The 21,574-nt window shown below is 74.4% G+C and carries 22 protein-coding genes; 14 read left to right on the top strand and 8 right to left on the bottom strand.

Annotation, left to right across the window (positions count from 1 at the left end; translation table 11 throughout):
• Positions 1-29: 29 nt before the first annotated feature.
• The 3 genes from ET526_RS05670 to ET526_RS05660 all read right to left on the bottom strand — a co-directional run bounded on the left by ET526_RS05670 (position 30) and on the right by ET526_RS05660 (position 2,341).
• A complete protein-coding gene (locus ET526_RS05670) occupies positions 30-881 on the bottom strand; it encodes a fumarylacetoacetate hydrolase family protein (RefSeq protein ID WP_135466707.1) in 852 nt (283 codons plus the stop codon).
• A 237-nt stretch (positions 882-1,118) separates the two neighbouring features.
• On the bottom strand, positions 1,119-1,868 hold the full coding sequence (locus ET526_RS05665; protein ID WP_135466706.1) for an SDR family oxidoreductase: 750 nt from the start codon (positions 1,866-1,868) through the stop codon (positions 1,119-1,121).
• Positions 1,869-1,942: 74 nt separating this feature from the next.
• A complete protein-coding gene (locus ET526_RS05660) occupies positions 1,943-2,341 on the bottom strand; it encodes a hypothetical protein (protein WP_135466705.1) in 399 nt (132 codons plus the stop codon).
• A 180-nt stretch (positions 2,342-2,521) separates the two neighbouring features.
• On the opposite strand from ET526_RS05660, the gene ET526_RS05655 reads away from it, so the two are divergent.
• Both ET526_RS05655 and ET526_RS05650 read left to right on the top strand, forming a co-directional pair.
• The gene (locus ET526_RS05655; protein ID WP_135466704.1) at positions 2,522-3,742 is read left to right on the top strand and encodes a cupin domain-containing protein; all 1,221 of its coding nucleotides are present in this window, start codon (positions 2,522-2,524) and stop codon (positions 3,740-3,742) included.
• The gene (locus ET526_RS05650; RefSeq protein ID WP_135466703.1) at positions 3,739-4,161 is read left to right on the top strand and encodes an OmpA family protein; all 423 of its coding nucleotides are present in this window, start codon (positions 3,739-3,741) and stop codon (positions 4,159-4,161) included. The genes ET526_RS05655 and ET526_RS05650 overlap by 4 nt, the downstream gene beginning before the upstream one ends.
• A 97-nt stretch (positions 4,162-4,258) precedes the next feature.
• Here ET526_RS05650 and ET526_RS05645 read toward each other — a convergent pair whose 3' ends face one another.
• A complete protein-coding gene (locus ET526_RS05645) occupies positions 4,259-5,365 on the bottom strand; it encodes an alanine racemase (protein WP_135466702.1) in 1,107 nt (368 codons plus the stop codon).
• Complete coding sequence (locus ET526_RS05640; protein ID WP_135466701.1) at positions 5,362-6,930, bottom strand: M81 family metallopeptidase; 1,569 nt, start codon at positions 6,928-6,930, stop codon at positions 5,362-5,364. The genes ET526_RS05645 and ET526_RS05640 overlap by 4 nt, the downstream gene beginning before the upstream one ends.
• A 141-nt stretch (positions 6,931-7,071) precedes the next feature.
• Here ET526_RS05640 and ET526_RS05635 point away from each other — a divergent pair, with 141 nt between their 5' ends.
• The gene (locus ET526_RS05635) at positions 7,072-7,947 is read left to right on the top strand and encodes a PRC-barrel domain-containing protein (RefSeq protein WP_135466700.1); all 876 of its coding nucleotides are present in this window, start codon (positions 7,072-7,074) and stop codon (positions 7,945-7,947) included.
• 11 nt (positions 7,948-7,958) lie between these two features.
• On the opposite strand, the gene ET526_RS05630 is transcribed toward ET526_RS05635, so the two are convergent.
• Positions 7,959-8,696, bottom strand: coding sequence for a pyridoxine 5'-phosphate synthase (locus ET526_RS05630; RefSeq protein ID WP_135466699.1), 738 nt, complete (start codon positions 8,694-8,696; stop codon positions 7,959-7,961).
• Positions 8,687-9,673: a 4-hydroxythreonine-4-phosphate dehydrogenase PdxA gene (gene pdxA, locus ET526_RS05625; RefSeq protein WP_135466698.1), complete on the bottom strand. Its 987-nt coding sequence runs from the start codon at positions 9,671-9,673 to the stop codon at positions 8,687-8,689. The genes ET526_RS05630 and pdxA overlap by 10 nt, the downstream gene beginning before the upstream one ends.
• A gap of 423 nt (positions 9,674-10,096) precedes the next feature.
• On the opposite strand from pdxA, the gene ET526_RS05620 reads away from it, so the two are divergent.
• On the top strand, positions 10,097-10,834 hold the full coding sequence (locus ET526_RS05620) for an urease accessory protein UreH domain-containing protein (RefSeq protein ID WP_135466697.1): 738 nt from the start codon (positions 10,097-10,099) through the stop codon (positions 10,832-10,834).
• Positions 10,835-11,118: 284 nt separating this feature from the next.
• Complete coding sequence (locus ET526_RS05615; protein ID WP_135466696.1) at positions 11,119-12,393, top strand: DUF4214 domain-containing protein; 1,275 nt, start codon at positions 11,119-11,121, stop codon at positions 12,391-12,393.
• A 132-nt stretch (positions 12,394-12,525) separates the two neighbouring features.
• Here the strand turns inward: ET526_RS05615 and ET526_RS05610 are convergent, their stop codons facing one another.
• Positions 12,526-13,320: a DUF2189 domain-containing protein gene (locus tag ET526_RS05610; protein WP_240048272.1), complete on the bottom strand. Its 795-nt coding sequence runs from the start codon at positions 13,318-13,320 to the stop codon at positions 12,526-12,528.
• 165 nt (positions 13,321-13,485) lie between these two features.
• Here ET526_RS05610 and ccoN point away from each other — a divergent pair, with 165 nt between their 5' ends.
• From ccoN to ET526_RS05565, 9 genes are read left to right on the top strand one after another with little or no spacing between them, the layout of a single operon-like run.
• Entirely contained in the window at positions 13,486-14,997 is a 1,512-nt protein-coding gene (ccoN, locus tag ET526_RS05605; RefSeq protein ID WP_135466695.1) for a cytochrome-c oxidase, cbb3-type subunit I, read from the top strand.
• 13 nt (positions 14,998-15,010) lie between these two features.
• On the top strand, positions 15,011-15,745 hold the full coding sequence (ccoO, locus tag ET526_RS05600; protein WP_135466694.1) for a cytochrome-c oxidase, cbb3-type subunit II: 735 nt from the start codon (positions 15,011-15,013) through the stop codon (positions 15,743-15,745).
• Positions 15,746-15,758: 13 nt separating this feature from the next.
• Positions 15,759-15,941, top strand: a complete 183-nt coding sequence (locus tag ET526_RS05595; RefSeq protein WP_192898659.1) for a cbb3-type cytochrome c oxidase subunit 3 — start codon at positions 15,759-15,761, stop codon at positions 15,939-15,941.
• Between the two features lie 2 nt (positions 15,942-15,943).
• Entirely contained in the window at positions 15,944-16,813 is an 870-nt protein-coding gene (gene ccoP, locus ET526_RS05590) for a cytochrome-c oxidase, cbb3-type subunit III (RefSeq protein WP_135466692.1), read from the top strand.
• A 22-nt stretch (positions 16,814-16,835) separates the two neighbouring features.
• Positions 16,836-18,338, top strand: coding sequence for a cytochrome c oxidase accessory protein CcoG (gene ccoG, locus ET526_RS05585; RefSeq protein ID WP_135466691.1), 1,503 nt, complete (start codon positions 16,836-16,838; stop codon positions 18,336-18,338).
• Positions 18,335-18,808 carry a FixH family protein gene (locus tag ET526_RS05580; protein ID WP_135466690.1) on the top strand — a complete coding sequence of 158 codons (474 nt, stop codon included), beginning with the start codon at positions 18,335-18,337 and terminating at the stop codon, positions 18,806-18,808. The genes ccoG and ET526_RS05580 overlap by 4 nt, the downstream gene beginning before the upstream one ends.
• Positions 18,805-21,162 (top strand): heavy metal translocating P-type ATPase, encoded by a 2,358-nt coding sequence (locus tag ET526_RS05575; RefSeq protein WP_240048271.1) that lies wholly within the window; start codon positions 18,805-18,807, stop codon positions 21,160-21,162. The genes ET526_RS05580 and ET526_RS05575 overlap by 4 nt, the downstream gene beginning before the upstream one ends.
• Positions 21,162-21,323, top strand: a complete 162-nt coding sequence (gene ccoS, locus ET526_RS05570; protein WP_135466689.1) for a cbb3-type cytochrome oxidase assembly protein CcoS — start codon at positions 21,162-21,164, stop codon at positions 21,321-21,323. The genes ET526_RS05575 and ccoS overlap by 1 nt, the downstream gene beginning before the upstream one ends.
• Complete coding sequence (locus ET526_RS05565; protein ID WP_135466688.1) at positions 21,323-21,508, top strand: hypothetical protein; 186 nt, start codon at positions 21,323-21,325, stop codon at positions 21,506-21,508. The genes ccoS and ET526_RS05565 overlap by 1 nt, the downstream gene beginning before the upstream one ends.
• The last annotated feature ends 66 nt before the right edge of the window (positions 21,509-21,574 follow it).

Here is a 21,574-nt window from a genome sequence, read left to right as displayed (position 1 = left end):
AGGCGGCGGCCCCGTCCGGAGCCGGGCCGCTACCCCTCGTAGGCCACCGTGCGTTGCACCTGCTCGCCCAGGCCCTCGATGCCGAGGCGCAGGGTCTGGCCCGGCTTCAGGAACACCGGCGTCGGCTTCTTGCCGAGGCCCACGCCGGGCGGGGTGCCGGTGAAGATCACGTCGCCGGGATGGAGCGTGATGCACTGGCTGACATAGCTGATCAGCGTCTTCACGCCGAAGATCATGGTGCGGGTCGAGCCGTCCTGCATCCGCACCCCGTCCACCTCGCAGAACATGGCGAGGTTCTGCGGGTCCGGCACCTCGTCCTTCGTCACCAGCCAGGGGCCGAGCGGCCCGAAGGTGTCGAAGCCCTTGCCCTTGTCCCAGGTCATGCCGCGCTCGGACTGCCACTCGCGCTCCGAGACGTCGTTGCCCACGGCGTAGCCGGCCACGTGGTCCAGCGCCTGCTCCTCGGTGACGTACTTCGCCCTGGTGCCGATGATGACCGCGAGCTCCACCTCCCAATCGGTCTTCACCGAGTTGCGGGGGATCACGATGTCGTCGTTCGGCCCGCTCAGCGCGCCGAGCGACTTCAGGAACACGATCGGCTCCTTCGGCACCGGCGCGCCGGTCTCCGCCGCGTGGTCGGCGTAGTTGAGGCCGATGCAGACCAGGTTCTTCATCCCCGTCACCGGCGGCCCGAGGCGCGGCGTGCCGCTCACCGCCGGCAGGCTCGCCGGATCGAGCGCGGCGATCCGCGCGAGGCCCGCGGGCGACAGCGCCTCTCCCGCCAGGTCGGGGATCACCCCGGAAAGGTCGCGGATGGTGCCCGAGGCATCGAGCATCCCGGGGCGTTCCTGGCCCGGCGGGCCGTAGCGCAGCAGCTTCATGTGGTGTCCTCCTGAAAAGGGGGTCCGCGTCGGCGCGGACGCTGCAGAATGGTCCACTCTCGTGGATCATGCGCCCGCCCCTGTCGAGCGACCGGTGTCACCGCCCCGGCGGGTCCGCCCTTGCGCATCGGGCGCCGGGGGCAGCCCCCGTTCGGGTGGACCCGCCGGAACGGGCGGGAATGCTCGCGCATCAAGGGCCGGGGCATTCGCCGGGAGTCGGGGCGGGCGGAGAATGCCCTAGAGCGTCCAGCCTCCGTCTATGACGATCGCCTGGCCGGTGAGGAAGGCGCTCTCCGCCGAGGCAAGATAGACGACCAGCGCCGCGATCTCCTCCGGCGTCCCCAGCCGGCCCATCGCCTGGCGGGCGACGAAGGCGGCGCGCGCCGCCTCTTCCCCACCTGCGGCGGCGGCGTTGGCGGCGATGCGCTCCCGCAGCGAAGGCGTGTCCACCGTGCCGGGGCAAATGGCGTTGCAGCGGATGCCCTGCGTCACATGCTCGGCGGCGACGGACTTCGTCAGCCCGATCACCGCCGCCTTGGTGGTGCCGTAGACGAAGCGGTTCGGCACGCCCTTCACGCTGGAGCAGGCGGAGGCCATGTTGACGATGCTGCCCCCGCCGCGCGCCAGCATCCCCGGCAGCGCGGCGCGGATGCACCGCCACATGGCGCGCACATTGAGCGCGAAGGCGAGGTCCCACTCCGCCTCCGTGCAGGTCAGCGCCGTGTTCTGGTGCACGACGCCGGCGCAATTGAACAGCGCGTCCAGCGGCCCGGCCGCCGCGAACGCCGTCTCCACCGCTGCGTCGTCCAGCACGTCGAGCGGCCGCGTCTCGATGCCCCGCGCGGCGAGGCCCTCGAGCTTCGCCGCGTCGCGGTCGGTGGCGAGCACGCGCGCGCCCTCGGCCGCCATGGCGAGCGCGGCGGCGCGGCCGATGCCCTGCCCGGCCGCCGTCACGAAGCAGCGCCTGCCCTCGAGCCTGCCGGCCATCCCCTGGCTTCCCTCGAACTGCCGGCCACCATCATCGCGGCGGCCATGCCGCCGTCAACCGCCGGGAATGCGGGTCAGCCCCCGCCGAAGGGGAGGCCGAAGACGCGCGCCTCGGGCATGTCGCGCAGCAGCGCCGCGGCGAGCGCGGGCGGCAGGAACACCGACCAGCGCGTCAGGATGCAGTCGTCGAACAGGCAGTCCTCGAGCAGGATCGCCCCCGGCACCGTGGCGGGGTCCGCGGCCAGGGTGAAGCTGCAGGCGGAGAAGATGCAGTCGGCGAAGCGGCTGCCCGTCCCGAGCGCGACCAGCGCCGGCCCCGCCAGGTTGCAGCGCAGGAAGCGCCGCCCCGTCAGCCCGACCCGGCCCGCCGCCCCGGGCCGGTAGAAGACGTCGAAGGCGAGCGTCACCTCCGCGAAGATCGCCGCGCCGAGGTCCAGATCCGGCGCGGGGGGTGGCAGGCCCTTGCCACTCATCCCCGGGCGTCCGGTGGGTGGCAGGAGGGAGGGCGGTGGCGGAGCGCGGCCATGCCGCCACCTTCCATGAACAGGCCGGGAAATTCAACTTAAAGTTGATTGTCTCCCCCGCGCAGACCCCTCCCGTTCCGCACCGGCCGCCGATTTCGCCCGCGGCGGCCACAGGCTAGGATGCGCCGCATGAGCATGACCCTCGCCGAGCTGCTCGCGCCGATGCCGCCCGAGCAGTTCTTCGCCGAGTACCACGACCGCCAGCCCCTGCACCTGCGGGGCGATCCGGCGAAATTCGCCTCCGTCCTGTCCTGGCGCCAGATCAACCGCCTGCTCGACATGAGCCACATCTGGTCCGCCCACTCGCTGCAGCTGGTGCTGGATGGCACGCCGGTGCCGCCCGAGCAGTACTGCGTCCGCGCCACTAGCCGCGACAACGACCAGGTCTGGCAGCCGGTGGCGGCGAAGGTGCAGGACTGGGTCCGGCGCGGCGCCTCGGTGGTGATGAACGACGTGGACAGCCTCACCCCCGGCCTCGCCGCCGTCTCCGCGGCGCTGGAGGGGGCGGGGCTCGGCAAGGCGCAGGCCAACGTCTACATCTCCTGGCAGAGCCACAAGGCCTTCCCCGCGCATTTCGACACCCACGACGTCTGGGCGGTGCAGGTCGAGGGCGAGAAGACCTGGAACATCTGGGAAGGCCGCGCGGAGTGGCCGATCGCCCATCCGGTGTTCCGCAACCTCCCCCAGGCGCATCACGAGCAGGCCAAGCGCGGGCTGCACGCGAAGGTGCTGCTGAAGCCCGGAGACCTGCTCTACCTGCCGCGCGGCTGGTATCACGACGCGCTGGCCGAGGCGCCCTCCTCCGTGCACATCGCCTATGGCGTGCACGCCCCGCTCGGGATGGACTTCCTGAACATCCTGGTCGAGCGCGTGCTGTACGACCCGGAGTTCCGCAAGCCGCTGCCGCGCCAGGACGGGGGCGCGGCGGCGAAATTCGCCCTCACCTCCCGCGCCGCGCAGCTCGGCCAGCGCCTGGCGGAGCTCGCCCGCGATCCGAAGGTGATGGAGGTGCTGGAGCGCTTCGTCGCCGAGTACCGCTTCCGGCGCGGCGGCTACGATCTCCTGGCCGCGCGCGGCCTCGCCCCCGCCGCGGCGGCGCCGGCCGCGGAGGAGGCGCCCGCCTTCCGCGTGCTGGCGCGGGGCGCCAAACCGGTGCGCCGCGGCGCCGAGTGGGTGCTGAAGACAGCGCAGGGCGCGCTGCCGCTCGCGCCGCAGGAGGCCGAGGCGGCGAGCTGGGTGCTCGCCCGCCCGGACGTCGCCGAGCCTGAACTGCGCGCCGCCCATCCCGGCGTGGACGCCGCCGCGCTGCTCACCCGGCTGCGCGAGGCCGGGCTGCTGGCCGCCGCATGATCCCCGCTGCGGTCCTGCTCGGCGCCCTGCTGCTGCCCACCGCCGCCGGCGCCCAGCCGCGCCCCTTCAGCTGCGTGGGCGCCGAACGGCTCGAGGACGACGTCTTCGCCATTCCCTTCCCGCGCGGCGCCGACGCGCCGGGCGAGGCGGCGCGCGCCGGGCTCGACGCCGCGGCGGACCTCGCGAAGCGCGAGCCGGAGCGGCTGATCTGCGTGCTCGGCCATGCCGGCCCGCAGGAGGGCGGGGCGCAGACCGGCCTGCAGCTCGCCGCCCGCCGCGCCGGCGCGGTGGCCGAGGCGCTGGCGAAGCGCGGGGTGGAGCGTGACCGCATCCGCGCCGAGGCCCGCCGCGCCGCCTTCGCCCGCGGCGCCCAGCCCGAGGAACGGAGCGTGACGGTGGTGCTGCTGCCGGTGCCGTAGGGCGGATCCCGGCCGGGCGGCCTCGCCTGCGGGATCCGCTCTGGCGCCTGATCCGCGGAGGCGGGATTGCCGGAGCGGTGAGCCGGCTATCCGGCGGCTACCAGAAGTTCACCCGCTCCCACACCGCGATCACCTCCGTCCCGCCATCCACCACGTAGTAGCGCTCATGCGCCGCCGCGGTCAGGCAGGTGTGGTTGGGCGCGATCCGCACTCGGGCGCCGACGGGCAGGCGGGCGAAGGGAAGCGGGCCGTCGCCACGCGCCTCGCCATGCTCCTGGTGGGTGCGCAGAACGATCGCCTCGCCGAAGGCGGGCCTTCCCTCGCGGTCCAGCACCAGGCCGAAGCCGTAGTCCTTGGGCGCTGCCTGGGTGCTGCGGTCCTTGGACAGCGCCAGCGCCCCGGCATCCAGCAGCACCGCGTTGCGCTCCGGCTTGCGGCCGATGACCGATGCCAGCACCGTCACCGCGATGTCCGCCATGCCATGCGTGCCGAGCTGCGCCTGGAACAGGTCGCCGAACATGTAGACGCCGGCGCGCACCTCCGTCACCCCGCGCATGTCGCGGGCGTGCAGCGCGGTCGGCGAGGAGCCGAGGGAGACGATGCCCGGCTCCAGTCCCGCCTCGCGCAGCCGCGCCGCGGCGGCGGTGATGCCGGCGCGCTCCTGCTCCGCGACCGCTTCCATCTCCTGCACGCTGCGGCCGTTGTAGCTGTGGCCGGAATGGCTGAGCACGCCGGCGAGGCGCGGGCCGAGCGCGCGGGCGATGGCGGGCAGCGCCTCGTCCCCCGGCGGCACGCCGCCGCGGCCCTCGCCGATGTCCACCTCTACCAGCGCGCGCAGCGGGCCGGGATGGGCGGCGATGGCGCGGGCGGCGTCAAGGTCGTCGGTGATGACCTTCACCTCCGCGCCCTGCGCGTTCAGAGCCGCCACGGCGTCGAGCTTCTGCGGCGTGATGCCGACGGCGTAGATCTGGTCGCGCCAGCCGCCCTCGGCGAAGTGGCGCGCCTCGGCCAGCGTGCTGACGGTGATCGGCCCGTAGTCCGGCGCGGCGAGGGCGGCCACCTCCCGGCATTTGGCCGTCTTCAGGTGCGGGCGCAGGACCAGACCCGGATGCCGCGCCAGGGCGGCGCGCATGGCGGCGAGGTTGCGCTTCAGGATGCCGAGGTCGAGCACCAGGCAGGGGGTGGGCAGGTCGTCCAGCGTCATGCGGCGGAGCCTACCGGCGCCGCCTCCCCGCGGCCACCGTCCCAGCGCGTCTCGGGATCGAGCGGCAGGACCGGGCGCGGCAGCCTGGTCCAGGCGAAGCGCGACAGGATGGGAGAGGTGAGGCCGGGGCAGTCCACCTCCACCACCTGGTCGTGGCCGAAGAACTCGTCGAAGCCGCCGCGGAAATGCCCGCGCGACTTCACCACCACCGCCCGCGCCGCGCCGATGTCGAGGCCGAGATGCTCGAAGAAGGCGGGGTCCGCGCATTGCGTGCGGTTGGAGATCACCACCACGGTGATGCCGCCGATCCTGAGCGCGGCGGTGGGGCCGAGGCGCATCGCCGTGCCGGCATAGATGCCGCGCCGCCCCGTCACCTGCCCGTCGGAGAGCGCCGCCACCTCCGCCTCCGCCGCGAAGGGGCGGCTGAACGGATCCTCGGCGGTGAGCGTGCCCTGCGGGCGGTTGAAGCGCGCGATGAAGCGGGCGCCGTGCCCGAGCCGGTGCGCTTCCCCGGCCAGCAGGGGGTCGTGGATCACGCCGACCAGGCAGTCCCGCACCCCGGCGGTGTGGAAGGCTTCCAGGAGGAACATGGTGTTGCCCCGCCCGCCCCCGCCCGGATTGTCGGCGACATCGGCGAAGACCAGCGGCACGGGGCTCTCCTTCGCGCGCCGCACCGCCTCCTCCAGCGGGGTGAGGTGCGCGACGAAGCGGTGGCGCCGCTCCCAGGCCGCGTCGGCGAGGGTGTCGGCCAGCGCCTCGGCGGCGTCGCGCTCGGTGGCGGTGACGATCACCGCCAGGCCGTTGAAGGGCGTGTCGCCATAGGCGAAGCCGCCCATCACCGAGACGTTGAGGATGCGCGGGTCCTGCGCCTTCAGCTCCTGGCCGAGGTCGATCACCTCCGCATAGGGTCCCCGCGCCGTCAGCAGGGAGACGGTCGGCGCCACGATGGGCAGGCGGCGGAAGGCGAGATGCGTGCGCGTGCCGGACATCAGCCGGCGCAGGAGCCGCGCGCTCTCCGCCCCGCGCTCGCGCATGTCGAGATGCGGGTTGGTGCGGTAGCCCACGAAGGCGTCGCAATGCCGCACCATGGCGTCGGAGACGTTGGCGTGCAGGTCGTAGCTGCACACCAGCGGCACCCCGGGCCCCAGCACCTCCCGCACCAGCGCCTGCAGCGCGCCCTCCGGGTCGTCGAGTTCGGTGGTGAGGCCGGCGCCGTGCAGCACGCAGTAGGCGCCGTCCACCTCTCCGCGCAGCGCCTCCAGCCCGCGGCGCCAGGTGGCCATCATCGTTGCGAACAGCGGCTGCTCCACCGGCCCGTTCGGCTCGGCCATGGCAAGCAGGACCGGCAGCGGCCGCCACGGCCCGGCGGCGTCCATATCGGCGACGAAGCCCGGCATCTCGCCGAGCGCGCGCGGCGTCGGGCTGCGGGCATCGGCGAGGATCGCCTCGCCCTCCAACCAGCAGCGGCAGGCGAAGTCGTCGCGCCCCGCCGGCGGGGCGAAGCGGTTGCACTCGATCGAGAAGCCGAGCAGCGCGACGCGCGGCCCCTGCCCTTGCTGACCCATCTCCTCCCTCCACGGCCGGGATGGGAGGGGTGAACCACGTTTCGCCGCCCGCCGCCATGCCCGCCGAACCACCCGCGGCCCGGCCCGTTCCCGTCGCGGAGGCCGGCGGGAGACGCGCCGCCGGCAGTAGGGAGGAAGGCGATGAGGCTACGCGGTCTTGCGGGCGCCGCCCTGGCGGCGGCGCTGCTCGGCCCCGGCGCCGCGGCGGCGCAGCAGGGCGCGCCCCCGGCCGCCGCGCGCATCCAGGCCCAGGGCGGGCAGCAATGCCTGCAGGAGCTGGCCGCCTTCGGGCGGCAGATGGAGCAGGATGGCTACTGGCTCGCCGGCTATCGCCGCCACTACGGCTGGGGCGTCTATGGCGCCCGCCCGGTGGAGCCGGCCCTGCGCGCCCCGGGCGTCGCCCCGGCACCGGGCACGGAGGCGGCCGATCCCTGGCGCGGCCTTCGCTGGCGCATGGCGCCGGGGCAGGAGCTGAGCGCGCTGTTCCGCGCTGCCGCGGTGCTCGCCCAGCGCGGTGAGGGCCATCTCTGCCACGCCGTGCTGACCGAGCTGCGCGACATCTATGCCGAGTATGTGCAGCAGCTCCGCCAGGCCGGGGTGCAGCCGGGCGAGGTGCTCTCCTATCGCCAGCAGCAGGTGGCGCTGGCGCGGCCGGTGACCGAGGCGCCGCGCAGCTTCCGCGCCGATGCCATCACCGGCGCCGACGTGCGCAGCCCGCGCGACGAGCGTCTCGGCAGCATCGAGGACGTGGTGGTGCACCCGGTCTCGGGGCAGATCACCCATGTCATCCTGGCCCGCGGCGGCTTCCTCGGCCTCGGGCAGGATCACGTGGCGGTGCCATGGGAGAGGCTGCGCGTGGCGCCGGCGATGGACGTCTTCGTGCTCGATGTCGCGCCGGAGCGGCTGGAGGGCGCGCCCCGCCTGGACCCCGACGCCCTCGCCGACGCCCAGGCCTTCGAGCGGCGGCGCCAGGAGATAGACCGCTACTGGCAGGAGGAGCGGCCGCGCGGCGGCTGAGCCGCAGCCGTTCAGCCGCCGCGCGCCGCGGCGATCAGGCCCTTCATGCGGCGCACCGCGGCGGGCAGCCCCTCGAACAGGGCCTGGCCGACGAGGAAGTGGCCGATGCTCACCTCCTCCACCTCCGGCATGGCGGCAACGGGACCGATGCTGTCATAGGCGAGGCCATGGCCGGCATGGCAGGCGAGGCCCGCCGCCCGCGCCGCCGCCGCGCCCTGCCTCAGCCGCGCGAGGTGCGGGCCGCGCGCCGCCTCGGGAGCCTCCGCATAGGGGCCGGTGTGCAGTTCCACGGCCTGGGCGCCGAGCCGCGCCGCGGCCTCGATCTGCGCCGGATCGGGCTCGACGAAGAGGGAAACCTCGATCCCCGCCCCGGCCAGGCGCCGCACCGCCTCGCCGAGCGCCGGGCCGGCGCCGAGGACGTCGAGCCCGCCCTCGGTGGTCAGTTCCTGGCGCCGCTCCGGCACCAGGCAGCAGGCGGGCGGGCGCAGGCGGCAGGCGATCGCCACCATCTCCTCCGTCGCCGCCATCTCCAGGTTGAGACGCGTCTCCACCTCGGCGGCGATGCGCTCCACGTCGCGGTCCCGGATGTGGCGGCGGTCCTCGCGCAGATGCACGGTCACGCCGTCGGCGCCCGCCTCCATCGCCACCCGCGCCGCCTCCACCGGGCAGGGGAAGGCGCCGCCGCGCGCGTTGCGCAGGGTGGCCACGTGGTCCACGTTCACGGAGAGGCGGAGCGGCGTCAGGGGCATCGGGCGCGGTTCCTCGCGATCTCGGCGGCCAGGCGCAGCGCGGCGACCAGCGAGGAGGGATCGGCCCGCCCGGTGCCGGCGATGTCGAGCGCCGTCCCATGATCCGGGCTGGTGCGGACGATGGAAAGCCCGAGCGTCACGTTCACCCCGCCCGCCATGTCCAGCGTCTTGACCGGGATCAGCGCCTGGTCGTGGTAGAGGCAGATGGCGGCGTCGTAGCCCGGCCGCGCCAGCGCGGTGAACATGGTGTCCGGCGGCAGCGGGCCGCGCGCGGCGATGCCCTCGGCGCGCAGCGCCGCGACGGCCGGGGCGACGATGTCGCGCTCCTCGGTGCCGAGCGCCCCCTCCTCTCCCGCATGCGGGTTCAGCCCCGCCACCGCGAGGCGCGGCGCGGCGATGCCGAAATCGCGGATCAGCGCCGCATGGGTGGTGCGCGCCGCCTGCACGATCATCCCAGGGGTCAGGCGGGCGATGGCGCGGGCCAGTGGCTCGTGCACCGTCACCGGCACCGTCCGCAGCCCCGGGCAGGCGAGCAGCATCACCGGCGGGACGCCGGTGCCGGCGAGGTCGGCCAGGAACTCGGTATGGCCGGGATGGGCGAAGCCGGCGGCGTAGAGCGCGCCCTTCTGGATCGGGTTGGTGACGACGCCGGCGGCCCGGCCGGCGCGGGCGAGCGCCACCGCCTCCTCGATCGCGGCGATCACCGCCGGGGCGTTGGCGGGGTCGGGCCTTCCCGGCACGGACGGGCGGGGCAGAGGGCGGTGCAGCACCGGTAGCGCCTCCGCGAAGGCCGCGGCCGCTTCCTCCGGCGCCGCGATGCGCCGCGCCGGCACGCCGGGGACGCGCTCCGCATCGCCGATCAGGAAGAAGGCCGGTCCCTCCGCGCGCAGGGCGCGCCAGGCGCCGGCGGCGATCTCGGCGCCGATCCCGGCGGGCTCGCCCATGGTCAGGGCCAGGGGGGGCGGGAGGGATGACATGACTGGATAGTAGGGGCGACGGCACGGTTCGCGGAGTCCGCCACGGCTTGACGCGGCGCAAGGCGCGGGCGCGGCGGGGGGGATAGGGCAGGATCCGCCTTGAGACTCGCGCGTCCGCCCTTCCCTGAGCCACCGATACGGCCGGCGGTATCGCCGGACGCCTCCGCGCGCGGGGTGGCCGCCATCCCGCCGCGGCCGGCCATGGGGGGGCCCGGAGTGGCGGCCACCCCATGGCCATGTGGGCCGGCGCATGCGGCAGCCGGCAGGAGGCGCCGCTCCGGCGGGTCCGCCTCCGCGGATCGGGCGCCGGGCGGGGCTGTGCCGGGGCCATGGCGGAGGCGCCTTCTCCCTGCCCGTCCGGGAAGGGAGGCCGGGGCGGTTCCGCCGCGCCGGCACGGGGCGGGGCGGCCCTAGGCGTCCGCCATGCTGGCCGATTGCCTGCACGGCCTGGCTGCCCTCGGCCCAGGGGGCCTCGCCTCGGTGATGGGGGCGCTGTTCCTGGCCGGCCTCGCGGGCGGGGCAACGCATTGCGCGGGCATGTGCGCACCCTTCGTGCTGGCGCAGTCGGCGGCGCGGGCCGGCCGGATGGCGGAGGGGGGGATGCTGCGCCGGCTGGGCGGCGCGGCGCTGCTCCCCTACCATCTCGGCCGGGCGCTCGGCTACGCGGCGCTCGGCGCCCTGGCCGGCGGCGCGGCGGGGCTGCTGGTGCTGGGCAGCGGGCTGAAGCCGCTGCTGGCGGGACTGCTGGCGCTGGCGGCCCTCCCCATGCTCGCCCAGGCGGCGCAGCGCCTCGCTCCCTCGCTGCCCCGCCTGCCCCTGCCCTCCCCGCCGATGCCGGAGGTGCTGCGGCGCCGGCTTGGCGGCCTGCTCGCCGCGCCGGTGGGCGGGCGGGCGGTGCTGCTCGGCCTGCTGCTCTCCGCCCTGCCCTGCGGCCTGCTCTACGGGGCGCTGGCCGCCGCGGCGGCGACCGGCAGCGCGCTCGGCGGGGCCCTGGCCATGGCGGCCTTCGTCGCCGGCACGGTGCCGGCCCTGACCGGGGTGGCGCTGCTCGGGCGCCTGTTCGGGCGCCGCCACGGGCGGAGCATGGAGATGGCCGGGGCGGTTCTGTTCGGGCTGAACGGCGTGGCGCTGCTGGCTCTGGCCGCACGGCTGGTCGCCTGACACGGCCGGCGGTCCCCGCGCCCAGGGTTGCCGGGATCCCATGGCGGCCGGCCGCGACGGGGCCCGGCGTGGCGGCCGCGCGCAGACTGAAGGGGATACCGGCGGCGGCATCCACGGACCGAGGTGACTGTGGCGCGGCCGGCGCCGTTCAGGCTTCGGCAAGTCCTGTCGCGCCTCCGTGAAATCCGGGCGCGGATCCTCTAAGGCGGAGACGCATCCCGTTCACCGATCCGAAATCGCCACCCCCCATGGTCCGTATCAATATATGGACCATGGGTCGAAAGATGAGCTTCGTCCAGTTCACCGGCATCCTCCCCGCCTCCATGACGGAGGGCAGCCGCCCCGGCGACTGGGCCGCCACGCTGAGCGTGACCGGGCAGACCGACCGGGTCGCCGCGATCGAGGCGGTCGGGCCGGGGGCCTCCTACGTCGCGCTGCACTGGGACAAGGAACAGGCGCTGCTGTTTCTCAGCCCCGGCGCGGTCGCCGATTACGAGGCCTTCATCGCCGCCGGGCTGGAGCCGGAAATCGCCTTCTCCCTGCATGTTCGCCTGGACGACGGCACGGTCTGGCAGGACCCGGCCGTCTTCCGCGTCGCGCTGCTGGACGTGGACGATACCCCACCCGCCCTGCGGGGCTTCGCCAGCGGCGGCAGCGTCGCCGCCGGGGCGATCGGCGCCGTGATCGGCACCCTCTCGATCACCGATCCGGATTCGGCCGGCCCGTTCCACATCCGCTTCACCCCCGAGGAGGAATGGCGGTTCGAGGTGGTGGGGAACACGCTGAAGCTGCGCGAGGGCATCAGCCTCGGCCTCGACGAGATCGGCACCCTGCCGCTGCTGGTCGAGGTGTCGGACGGGCGCAACAGCGCCGGCTTCGTGCTGGAGGTCAGCGTCACCGAGCCGGGCGGCCCGCCCTTCCGGCCGCCGGCCATGGAGCCGGGCGAGATGCTTGGCCCCATCGCCCTCGCCGATGGGGCGCGGGCGGTGGTGGTGCAGGAAGCCCACGCGCTCGCCGCGCTGCGCCCGGCGGCGGGTGGGGACCGCCAGGTGGCGCTGCGCGACGGGAACGAGGCGCTGATCCCCGGCACGGTCCGGCGGGTGGAATTCGCCGACGGCTTCCTCGATCTCGACCCGCGGGGTGCGGCGGCCCAGGCCGCGGCGCTGCATCGCGCCCTGCACGGCACCGAGGCCGGCGGCGCGGCGCTGGGCGAGGCGGTGCTGGCGCTGCAGCGGGGCGAGACGCTGGCCGACCTCGCGGCGGGCGCGGTGGCGGCGCTGCCGGCGGAGGAGGCGGCCTTCGTCGCCGGCCTCTACCAGGGGGCGCTGGGGCGCGCGCCGGAGGGGGCGGAACTTGCCCTGCAGCTCGGGCGGCTGGGCTCGGGCACCAGCCGGGCGCAGATCGCCATCGATGTCGCCCTCTCCGCCGCGCCGGCCGAGAGGCCCCTGTGGGTGGCCCTGCCGCCGGGGCGCGAGGCGGCGACGGGGCGGGCCGGGCCGGGCCTGGACGACCCGCCCCCTCCCCCGCCGCCCTTCGCGGCGGATCTCCTGCTTCTCTAGCGCCTGATCTGCGGAGGCGGGAGCGCCGGAGCGGTGCGCCGGCCGCCCGAAGAAGGGCGGAAGCGCGATCCGCCAAGGCGGATCACGCCGTAGCGTCCGAGAGCCGGCCGCTCCCTCGCCGCCCGCCCTGCGTCACCGCGCCACGAGATCGCGGTAGGCGTGCCAGGTGGCGTGCCCGATCAACGGCATCACCACCACCAGCCCGAGGAAGAAGGGGATCAGCGCCAGGCCGGTGAACAGCACGATCAGCCCGGCCCAGAGCGCCATGGCCCGCCAGTTCTCCAGGACCGCCTGGATGCTCACCGTCACCGCCTCCGGTGCGGTGACCTCGGGCCGGTCGAGGATCATCGGGATCGAGACGGCGGAGACCATGAACGCCGCTGTCGCCAGCAGGAAGCCGAAGCCGGTGCCGACCACCAGGAAGGGCAGGAATTGCTCCGACCGGAGCATCGCCATCGGCAGCTCGGCGAGGCCGGGCACGAAATTGACGCCGAAGAACAGCGCAAAGAGCAGCCCCGCCACCCGCACCCAGACCAGGTGGATCAGCAGCAGCACCACGCCCATGAAGGCGAGCTGGCCGGCATTGCGCCGGAACGCGCCCAGCGCGTCGCCGAGGGTGGGCGCCCGCCCCTCCTGCCGCAGCCGGCTGGTCTCGTAGAGGCCCGCGGCGAGCAGCGGCGCCACCAGGAAGAAGCCTGCCGTCGCCGGCAGGATCGCCCAGGGGGTCCCGGCCTCGAAGAACAGCAGCGCCAGCGCCCAGCCCGCGAGGGTGATCGCGCCGCCATAGGCCAGCGCCACCGGGCGCGCGGCCTGCAGGTCCCGCCACCCGGCGGTGAGCCACACCCAGGGCCGGTCCGTCGTCACATGCCGGATCCGCCCCGCCGCGGCAGGGGCGGCCGGCACATCCCCCATCAGGTCGCTGCTCATGCGGGCGGTTCCTCCTGTCTGGCCGGGGCGGCGCGGAGCAGCCTAGCCGCCGTCGCCCCTTCCGCCCTTGATCCGGATCAAGGACGCAATGCTGCGGCTGCCGCATGAGCAGGAGGCGCGCCCGGGGCCTTCCACCGGACCGCGCCTCTGTTGGGAGAACCATCCATGGCCGCAGACGGCGCCGCCGCCGCCCTGGCGCCCCCCCGCATCGGGGCGGGCACGACGACCCATGCGACGCCCTATGTGGAGGGCCCGATCCGGGCCTTCGCCATCGCCACCGTGTTCTGGGGCATCGCCGGCTTCCTGATGGGGGTGCTGATCGCCTCCCAGCTCGCCTGGCCGGCGCTGAACCTCGGCCTGGAATGGACCACCTTCGGGCGGCTGCGGCCGGTGCACACCTCGGCGGTGATCTTCGCCTTCGGCGGCAACGCGCTGCTCTGCACCAGCCTCTACGTGGTGCAGCGCACCTGCCGCGCCCGGCTGTTCGGCGGCGAGGACATGGGCTGGTTCCTGTTCTGGGGCTACCAGTTCTTCATCGTCGCCGCCGCCCTCGGCTATGTCTTCGGCGTCACGCAGAGCAAGGAGTACGCCGAGCCGGAGTGGTTCGTGGACCTCTGGCTCACCGTGGTGTGGGTCGCCTACCTGATCGCCTTCGGCGGCACCATCCTGCGGCGCGAGGAGCCGCACATCTACGTGGCGAACTGGTTCTTCCTCGCCTTCATCATCACCGTCGCCATGCTGCACATCGGCAACAACGTCGCGCTGCCGGTGGAGTGGGGCTCGGCCAAGTCCTACGTGGTCTGGGCGGGCGTGCAGGACGCGATGATCCAGTGGTGGTACGGCCACAACGCGGTGGGCTTCTTCCTGACCGCGGGCTTCCTCGGGATCATGTACTACTTCATCCCGAAGCAGGCGAACCGGCCGGTCTATTCCTACCGCCTGTCCATCGTGCACTTCTGGACGCTGATCTTCCTCTACATCTGGGCCGGCCCGCACCACCTACACTACACGGCGCTGCCGGACTGGGCGCAGACGCTCGGCATGGTGTTCTCGGTCATGCTGTGGATGCCCTCCTGGGGCGGCATGATCAACGGGCTGATGACGCTCTCGGGCGCCTGGGACAAGCTGCGCACCGATCCGGCGCTGCGCTTCTCGGTGGCCGCGGTGGGCTTCTACGGCATGTCCACCTTCGAGGGGCCGGTGATGTCCATCAAGGCCGTCAACGCCCTCTCCCACTACACCGACTGGACCATCGGCCACGTGCATTCCGGCGCCATGGGCTGGGTCGGCTTCATCACCTTCGGCGCCATCTACTACCTGGTGCCGGTGCTGTGGCGGAAGCCGCGCATGTACAGCGAGGCGCTGATCTCCTGGCACTTCTGGATCGCGACGCTCGGCATCGTGCTCTACATCACCGCGATGTGGGTCTCGGGCATCATGCAGGGGCTGATGTGGCGCGCCTACGACGAGCTTGGCTTCCTGCAGTACAGCTTCGTCGAGACCGTCTCCGCCATGTACCCCTACTACGTGATCCGCACGCTCGGCGGCGTGCTCTACCTGAGCGGGGCGCTGATCATGGCCTACAACATCTGGATGACCGTGCGCTCCGCGGGCGTGGCCGAGGAGGCGCCGCGCGCGGTGCCCGCCGGCGCGGTCGCGGCGCCGGCCGCGCAGTAGGGAGGGCGCCTCCATGTTCCGCTGGCTCCGCGACCACGGCGTCATCGAGCGCAACCTGGTGCTGATGGGCGTGCTGACGCTCATCACCGTCTCCATCGGCGGGCTGGTGCAGATCGTGCCGCTCTTCGCCCTGGAGACGACCATCGAGCGGGTGCAGGGCGTGCGCCCCTACACCCCGCTCGAGCTCGCCGGGCGCAACATCTACGTGCGGGAGGGCTGCTACACCTGCCACAGCCAGATGGTGCGCCCCTTCCGCGACGAGCTGGAGCGCTACGGCCACTACAGCCTCGCTGCCGAGAGCATGTACGACCGCCCCTTCCAGTGGGGCTCCAAGCGCACCGGGCCGGACCTCGCCCGCGTCGGCGGCCGCTACTCGGACGACTGGCACGCCGCCCACCTGCGCGACCCGCGCTCGGTGGTACCGGAGAGCATCATGCCCTCCTACGCCTTCCTCGACCGCCCGCTGAAGGCGGACAACATCGCCTCGCACCTCCGGGCGCTGCAGCGGCTGGGCGTGCCCTACACCGACGAGATGATCGCCAACGCCCGCGCCGACCTGATCGCGCAGGCGCGGCCGGACCGCGACCCCTCCGGCCTCCAGTCCCGCTACGCCCGCGCCCGCCAGGCCGCCTTCGACGGCAATCCGGGCGTGGTGACGGAGATGGACGCGCTCATCGCCTACATGCAGATGCTCGGCACGCTCGTGGATTTCCGCGACGTCACGCCCGAGCAGCTCCGCCAGCAATAGGGGGCGGGCCGTGATGGACTGGCTGGTCTCCGTCTACCCGACGCTCCGCGCGCTCTGGGTGCTGTGGTTCTTCCTGCTCTTCGTCGGCGTGGTCCTCTGGGTGATGCGCCCCTCGAAGCGCCGCGAATACAGGCGCGCCGGCGAGATCCCGCTCCGGGACGACGCGCCGCCAACTGGCCGCAACGGGAACGCCTGACGATGCCGACCAAGATCGAGAAGGACGCCCTGACGGGCCGCGAGACCACCGGCCACGAATGGGACGGGCTGAAGGAGCTGAACACGCCGCTGCCGAAGTGGTGGCTGTGGGTGTTCTACGCCACTATCGCCTTCTCCGTGCTGTGGGTGATCCTCTACCCCGCCCTGCCCTTTCGCGGCGCCACGGGCCTGACCGGCTGGGTGGCGCGGGAGGCGGTGGTGCCGGTGATGGAGGCCGAGCGCGCGCGGCAGGAGCCGATGCTGGCGCGGCTGCGCGCCGCTGGCCCGGCCGGCATCGCCGCCGACCCGGAGCTGCGCGCCTTCGCCCTGGCCGGCGGGCGCATCGCCTTCGCCAACAACTGCGCCGGCTGCCACGGCGCCGGCGGCCAGGGCGCGCCGGGCGGCTTCCCGAACCTCGCCGACGACGACTGGATCTGGGGCGGCGACCTCGAGGCCATCCGCCACACCATCGCGCACGGCATCCGCGCCGGCGAATCGGCCGAGGAGCGCATCAGCATGATGCCGCGCTTCCTTGCCGACGGCATGCTGACCGCGGCGCAGGTGAACGACGTGGCGGAGCACGTGCTCTCCCTCTCCGGCCGGGCCACCGACCGGGCGGCGGCGGAGCGCGGGGCCGCGCTCTACGCCGAGAACTGCGCGAGCTGCCATGGCGCGCGCGGGGAAGGCAACCGCGAGGTCGGCGCACCGCGGCTCAACGACCGCATCTGGCTTTACGGCGGGGACAAGGCCGCGGTGGTGCGCAGCATCGGCTCGCCCCGCATGGGCGTGATGCCGGCCTGGGAGGGGCGCCTCGATCCGGCAGTGGTGAACATGCTCGCCGTCTATGTCCACGCCCTCGGCGGCGGGGAGTGACGGCGGGCACCGGGAGCACGGGATGAGCAGGATCGAGCCCCCCGCGCGTGTGAAGCCCGCCGCCGAGACGGCGGGCGCCCCGGCGCCGCTCTATGCCAGCCGCCAGAAGGTCTATCCGAAGGCGGTGAGCGGCAGGGTGCGGCGCGCCAAATGGGCGATCCTCGCGCTCTGCCTCGGCCTCTACTACCTCCTGCCCTGGATCCGCTGGGACCGCGGGCCGGACGCGCCGAACCAGGCGGTGCTGGTGGACATGCAGCACGCCCGCCTGTTCTTCTTCTGGATCGAGATCTGGCCGCAGGAGGTCTACTACCTCACCGGCCTGCTCGTGCTCGGCGCCATCGGGCTGTTCGCCGCCACCTCGCTGTTCGGCCGCGTCTGGTGCGGCTTCGCCTGCCCGCAGACGGTCTGGACCGATCTCTTCCTGTGGGTGGAGCGGCGCATCCAGGGCGACCGCAACGCGCGGATGCGCCTCGACCAGCAGCCCTGGAGCGGCGAGTGGCTGCGCCGGAAGGCCGCCACCCACGCCGCCTGGCTGCTGATCGCGGCGGCCACGGGCGGCGCCTGGATCATGTACTTCAACGACGCGCCGACCGTGGCGCGCGAGCTGCTCACCCTCCAGGCCAGCGGCACCGTCTGGTTCTTCTTCGGCCTGTTCACCTTCACCACCTACCTGCTGGCCGGCTGGGCGCGGGAGCAGGTCTGCACCTACATGTGCCCCTGGCCGCGCTTCCAGGCGGCGATGCTGGACGAGAACTCCCTCGTCGTCTCCTACCGCGCCTGGCGCGGGGAGCCGCGCGGCAAGGCCAAGGCGGCGGGCGTCGGCGACTGCGTGGACTGCCGCGCCTGCGTGCATGTCTGCCCGACCGGCATCGACATCCGCGACGGCCAGCAGCTCGAATGCATCGGCTGCGGCCTCTGCATCGACGCCTGCGACGACATCATGCGCAGGCTCGGCCGGGAGAAGGGGCTGGTCGCCTTCGAGACGCTGGCCAACATCGCCGCCAGCGAGGCCGCGACGGCGGGCCGGGCGCCGGGGCCGGAGCGGCTGGCCCGCGGCATGGCGGCGCGCCGCGCCCCGCGCTTCCTCCGCCCGCGCACCATCGTCTATGCCGGCGTGCTGGCGCTGGTCTCGGCCGTCATGCTGGGCAGCTTCCTGCTGCGCGAGACGGTGGGCCTCGCCGTGCAACGGGACCGCGCGCCGCTCTTCGTCGAGCTCTCCGACGGCGGCATCCGCAACGCCTACACGCTGAAGCTCTCCAACCGCACCCGCGGGACCCCCGCCTTCGCCGTGGCGCTCGACGGCCCGGCCGGGCTGCGCCTGGTGGTGCAGGACGCCGAGACCGATGCCGGGGGGCGCCCGGTGCTGACCACGCGGCCGGACGGCATCACGCAGTGGCGGGCGCTGGTCACCGCGCCGCCGGGGCTCGGCCTGTCCGACTCCACGCCGATCGCCTTCCGCCTGCTCGACGCGCGGGGCCGCGCCGTCGAGTCCGCGCGCAGCGTCTTCCTGGGACCGAAGCCATGAGCACGACCGAAAGCCACGACCCCCGCCGCGGCCGCTGGATCCCCTGGGTGTTCGTCGGCGGGATGCTGACCGTGGTGGCGGTGAACGGCGTGATGGTCACCGCCGCCCTCACCACCTTCACCGGCGTCACCGTCGGCCGGGCCTATGAGCGCGGCCGCGCCTACAACGCGGTGCTGGAGGAGGCGGCGCGTCAGGATGCCCTCGGCTGGGGGGCCCAGGTGGCCCTCGCCGGCAAGGTGCTGCGGGTCCGCGTGCTCGACCGCGAGGGGAACCCGGTTCCGGGGCGGCTCTCCGGCCGCATGGTCCGCCCGGTCGAGGGCACGGCGGAGCCGCTCGACTTCGTCGCCGTCGCGCCAGGACACTGGATCGCCACCGCCGCCGGGCGTCCCGGCCAGTGGGAGGCGCGGCTGACCCTCGCCGGGCCGGAGGGGCGGCACCTCGACATCCGCCACCGGTTCCTGCTGCCGTGAGCCTGATCGGGCGCATCCGGCCCGAGGCCGCGCCGGCCAGCCCCGCCGCCGCCTGCGCGCATTGCGGCGCGCCCGCACCCGCCGGCGCCGCCTTCTGCTGCGCCGGCTGCGAGGGCGCGCACGCGCTGGTGCGGGGTCTCGGCCTCGACGCCTTCTACCGCCGGCGCGAGGCGGCCGAGGGCGGGCTGCGCCCGGCGGAGTCGCCTACCCTCGACTTCGCCCCGCATGCGCGGGAGGAGAAGGGCGGCACGCGCTCGCTCGAGCTGATGGTCTCCGGCCTCACCTGCGGCGCCTGCGTCTGGCTGGTGGAGCAGGCGCTGGCGGCGGAGCCGGACGTGCTCTCGGCCCGCGTCAGCCTCTCCGCCCGGCGCCTGCGCGTCGCCTGGCGCGGCGAGGCGGGGCGGGCGAACGATCTCGCGGCGCTGCTCGCGCGCCTCGGCTTCCGCGTCGCGCCCTTCTCGTCCGCCTGCCTGCGCGCGACCGAGGATGCGGAGGGGCGGGCGCTGCTGCGCGCCCTCGGCATCGCCGCCTTCGGCTCGATGAACGTGATGCTGGTCTCGGTCGCCGTCTGGGTCGGCTGGGACATGGGCGAGGCGACGCGCCACGCGCTCCACTGGGTGGCGGCGGCGATCGCGCTGCCCGTGGTGCTGGTGGCCGGGATGCCCTTCTACCGCAACGCGCTCGCGGGTGTGCGGGCGGGGCGGCTGAACATGGACCTCGCCGTCTCGCTCGGCGTGATCGCCACCACGCTGATGTCGGTGAGCGAGACGCTGCGCAACGGACCCTACACCTGGTTCGACGGCGCCACCGCCCTCCTCGCCCTGCTGCTCGCGGGGCGGGTGCTGGACCGCGCCGCGCGCCGCCGCGCCCGCCAGGCGGTGGCGGAGCTGCTGGCGCTGCAGGAGGGGATGGTGGCGCTGCTGCGGCCGGACGGCGGCACGCGCATGGTGCCGATGGAGAGCGTCCGCGCCGGCGAGCGCATCCTGGTCGCCGCAGGCGAACGGCTGCGCCTCGACGCGGTGCTGGAGGCGGGCGAGGCGCTGCTCGACACCGCCGCCACCACGGGCGAGAGCCTGCCGCGCCGCTTCGCCCCCGGAGCGGCGCTGCCCGCGGGCGCGGTCAACCTCGGCGCCCCCTTCACCGCCCGCGTCACCGCGGCGGCGCGGGACGGCTCCCTCGCCGCCATGGGGCGGCTGCTGGAGCGGGCGGAGCAGGCGAAGGGCCGCTTCGTGGACGTCGCCGACCGCGCGGTGCGCTTCTACGTGCCGATCGTGCATGCGGTCGCGCTCGCCACCTTCCTCGGCTGGTGGCTCTGGATCGGCGTCTCCTGGCAGGAGGCGCTGGTGCCGGCGGTGGCGGCGCTGATCGTCACCTGCCCCTGCGGCTTCGCCATCGCGGTGCCCGCGGTGCAGGCGGTCTCGGTGGGCGCGCTGTTCCGCCGCGGCGTGCTGGTGGCGAACGGCACCGCGCTCGAACGCCTGGCCGGCGCCGACCGCGCCGTGCTCGACAAGACCGGCACCCTGACCGAGGGCCGCCCCAGCCTGCTGCCCGGCGAGTGGGATGCGGCCGGGCTGCGCGCGGCGGCCTCGCTCGCCCGCGCCAGCCGCCACCCGCTGGCCCGGGCGCTGGCCACCGCCTGCCCGGAGGCGCCGGCGGCGGACGGCGTGCGGGAGGTGCCCGGGCGCGGCCTGATGCACGGCGAGGCGCGGCTCGGCAGCGCCGCCTTCCTCGGCCTTCCCGGCGAGGATGCCGGGCTGACCCTGTGGTACCGCGCCGCGCCGGGCGCACGCCCGGTCGCCTTCCGCTTCGCCGACCGGCTGCGGGAGGATGCGGCGCCGACGGTGCGCGCCCTCGGCGCGCTCGGCCTGGAGGCGGAGCTGCTCTCGGGCGACGCCGCGCCCGCCGTCGCCGCGGTGGCGCGGCAGGTCGGCATCGCGGAATGGCGCGCCGGCGCCGACCCGGCGGCCAAGGCCGCGCGCATCGAGGCGCTGCGCGCCGGGGGGCACCGCCCGCTGATGGTGGGCGACGGCATCAACGACGCCGCGGCGCTCGCCCTCGCCCATGTCTCGGCCTGCCCGGCCGAGGGCACGGATCTGGCGCAGACCGCCGCCGATCTGGTGCTGCAGAAGGAGGGGCTCTCGGCGCTGCCCGCCGCCATCGCCACGGCGCGGCGGGCGCAGCGCCTGGCGCGGCAGAACATCGCCTTCTCGCTGGTCTACAACGTGGTGGCGGTGCCGATGGCGATCCTCGGCGTGGTGACGCCGCTGATCGCGGCGCTGGTGATGGCCTCCTCCTCCCTGGTCGTGATCCTGAACGCGCTGCGCGCCGAGGGCGCGGCGAGAGAGGCCGGCTGATGGACGTGCTGATCTTCCTGGTGCCGCTGGCCCTGCTGATGGGGCTGCTCGGCCTGCTCGCCTTCCTGTGGAACCTGCGCGCCGGGCAGTACGAGGATCTGGACGGCGCCGCCTCCCGCATCCTGTTCGACGACGAGACCCGCAAGGAGACCAAGCCATGATGAGCGGCCGCACCTGGTTCTTCATCGCCTTCTCCGCCCTGATCGCGCTGGTCGGGCTGCTGGCCGCCGCCGCCTCGGAGGACGCGCTGCAGCTCTTCGGTCTGGGGCTGGTCGGCTTCGGCGTGCTGTTCGGCCTCTCCTGCGTGAAGCGGCATTTCGACGCGGCGGAGGCGGCGCGGCGCTGAGCGCCGCCGGGCGGGTCATCCCCCTGTGGCATGATCCGCCTTGGCAGATCACGCTTCCACCCTGCA

It is taken from the genome of Crenalkalicoccus roseus (assembly GCF_004761865.1).
Classification (GTDB): Bacteria; Pseudomonadota; Alphaproteobacteria; order Acetobacterales; family Acetobacteraceae; genus Crenalkalicoccus; species Crenalkalicoccus roseus.
The sequence above is the reverse complement of the archived record's forward strand: the minus strand, read 5'-3'. Positions and strand labels throughout refer to the sequence as shown.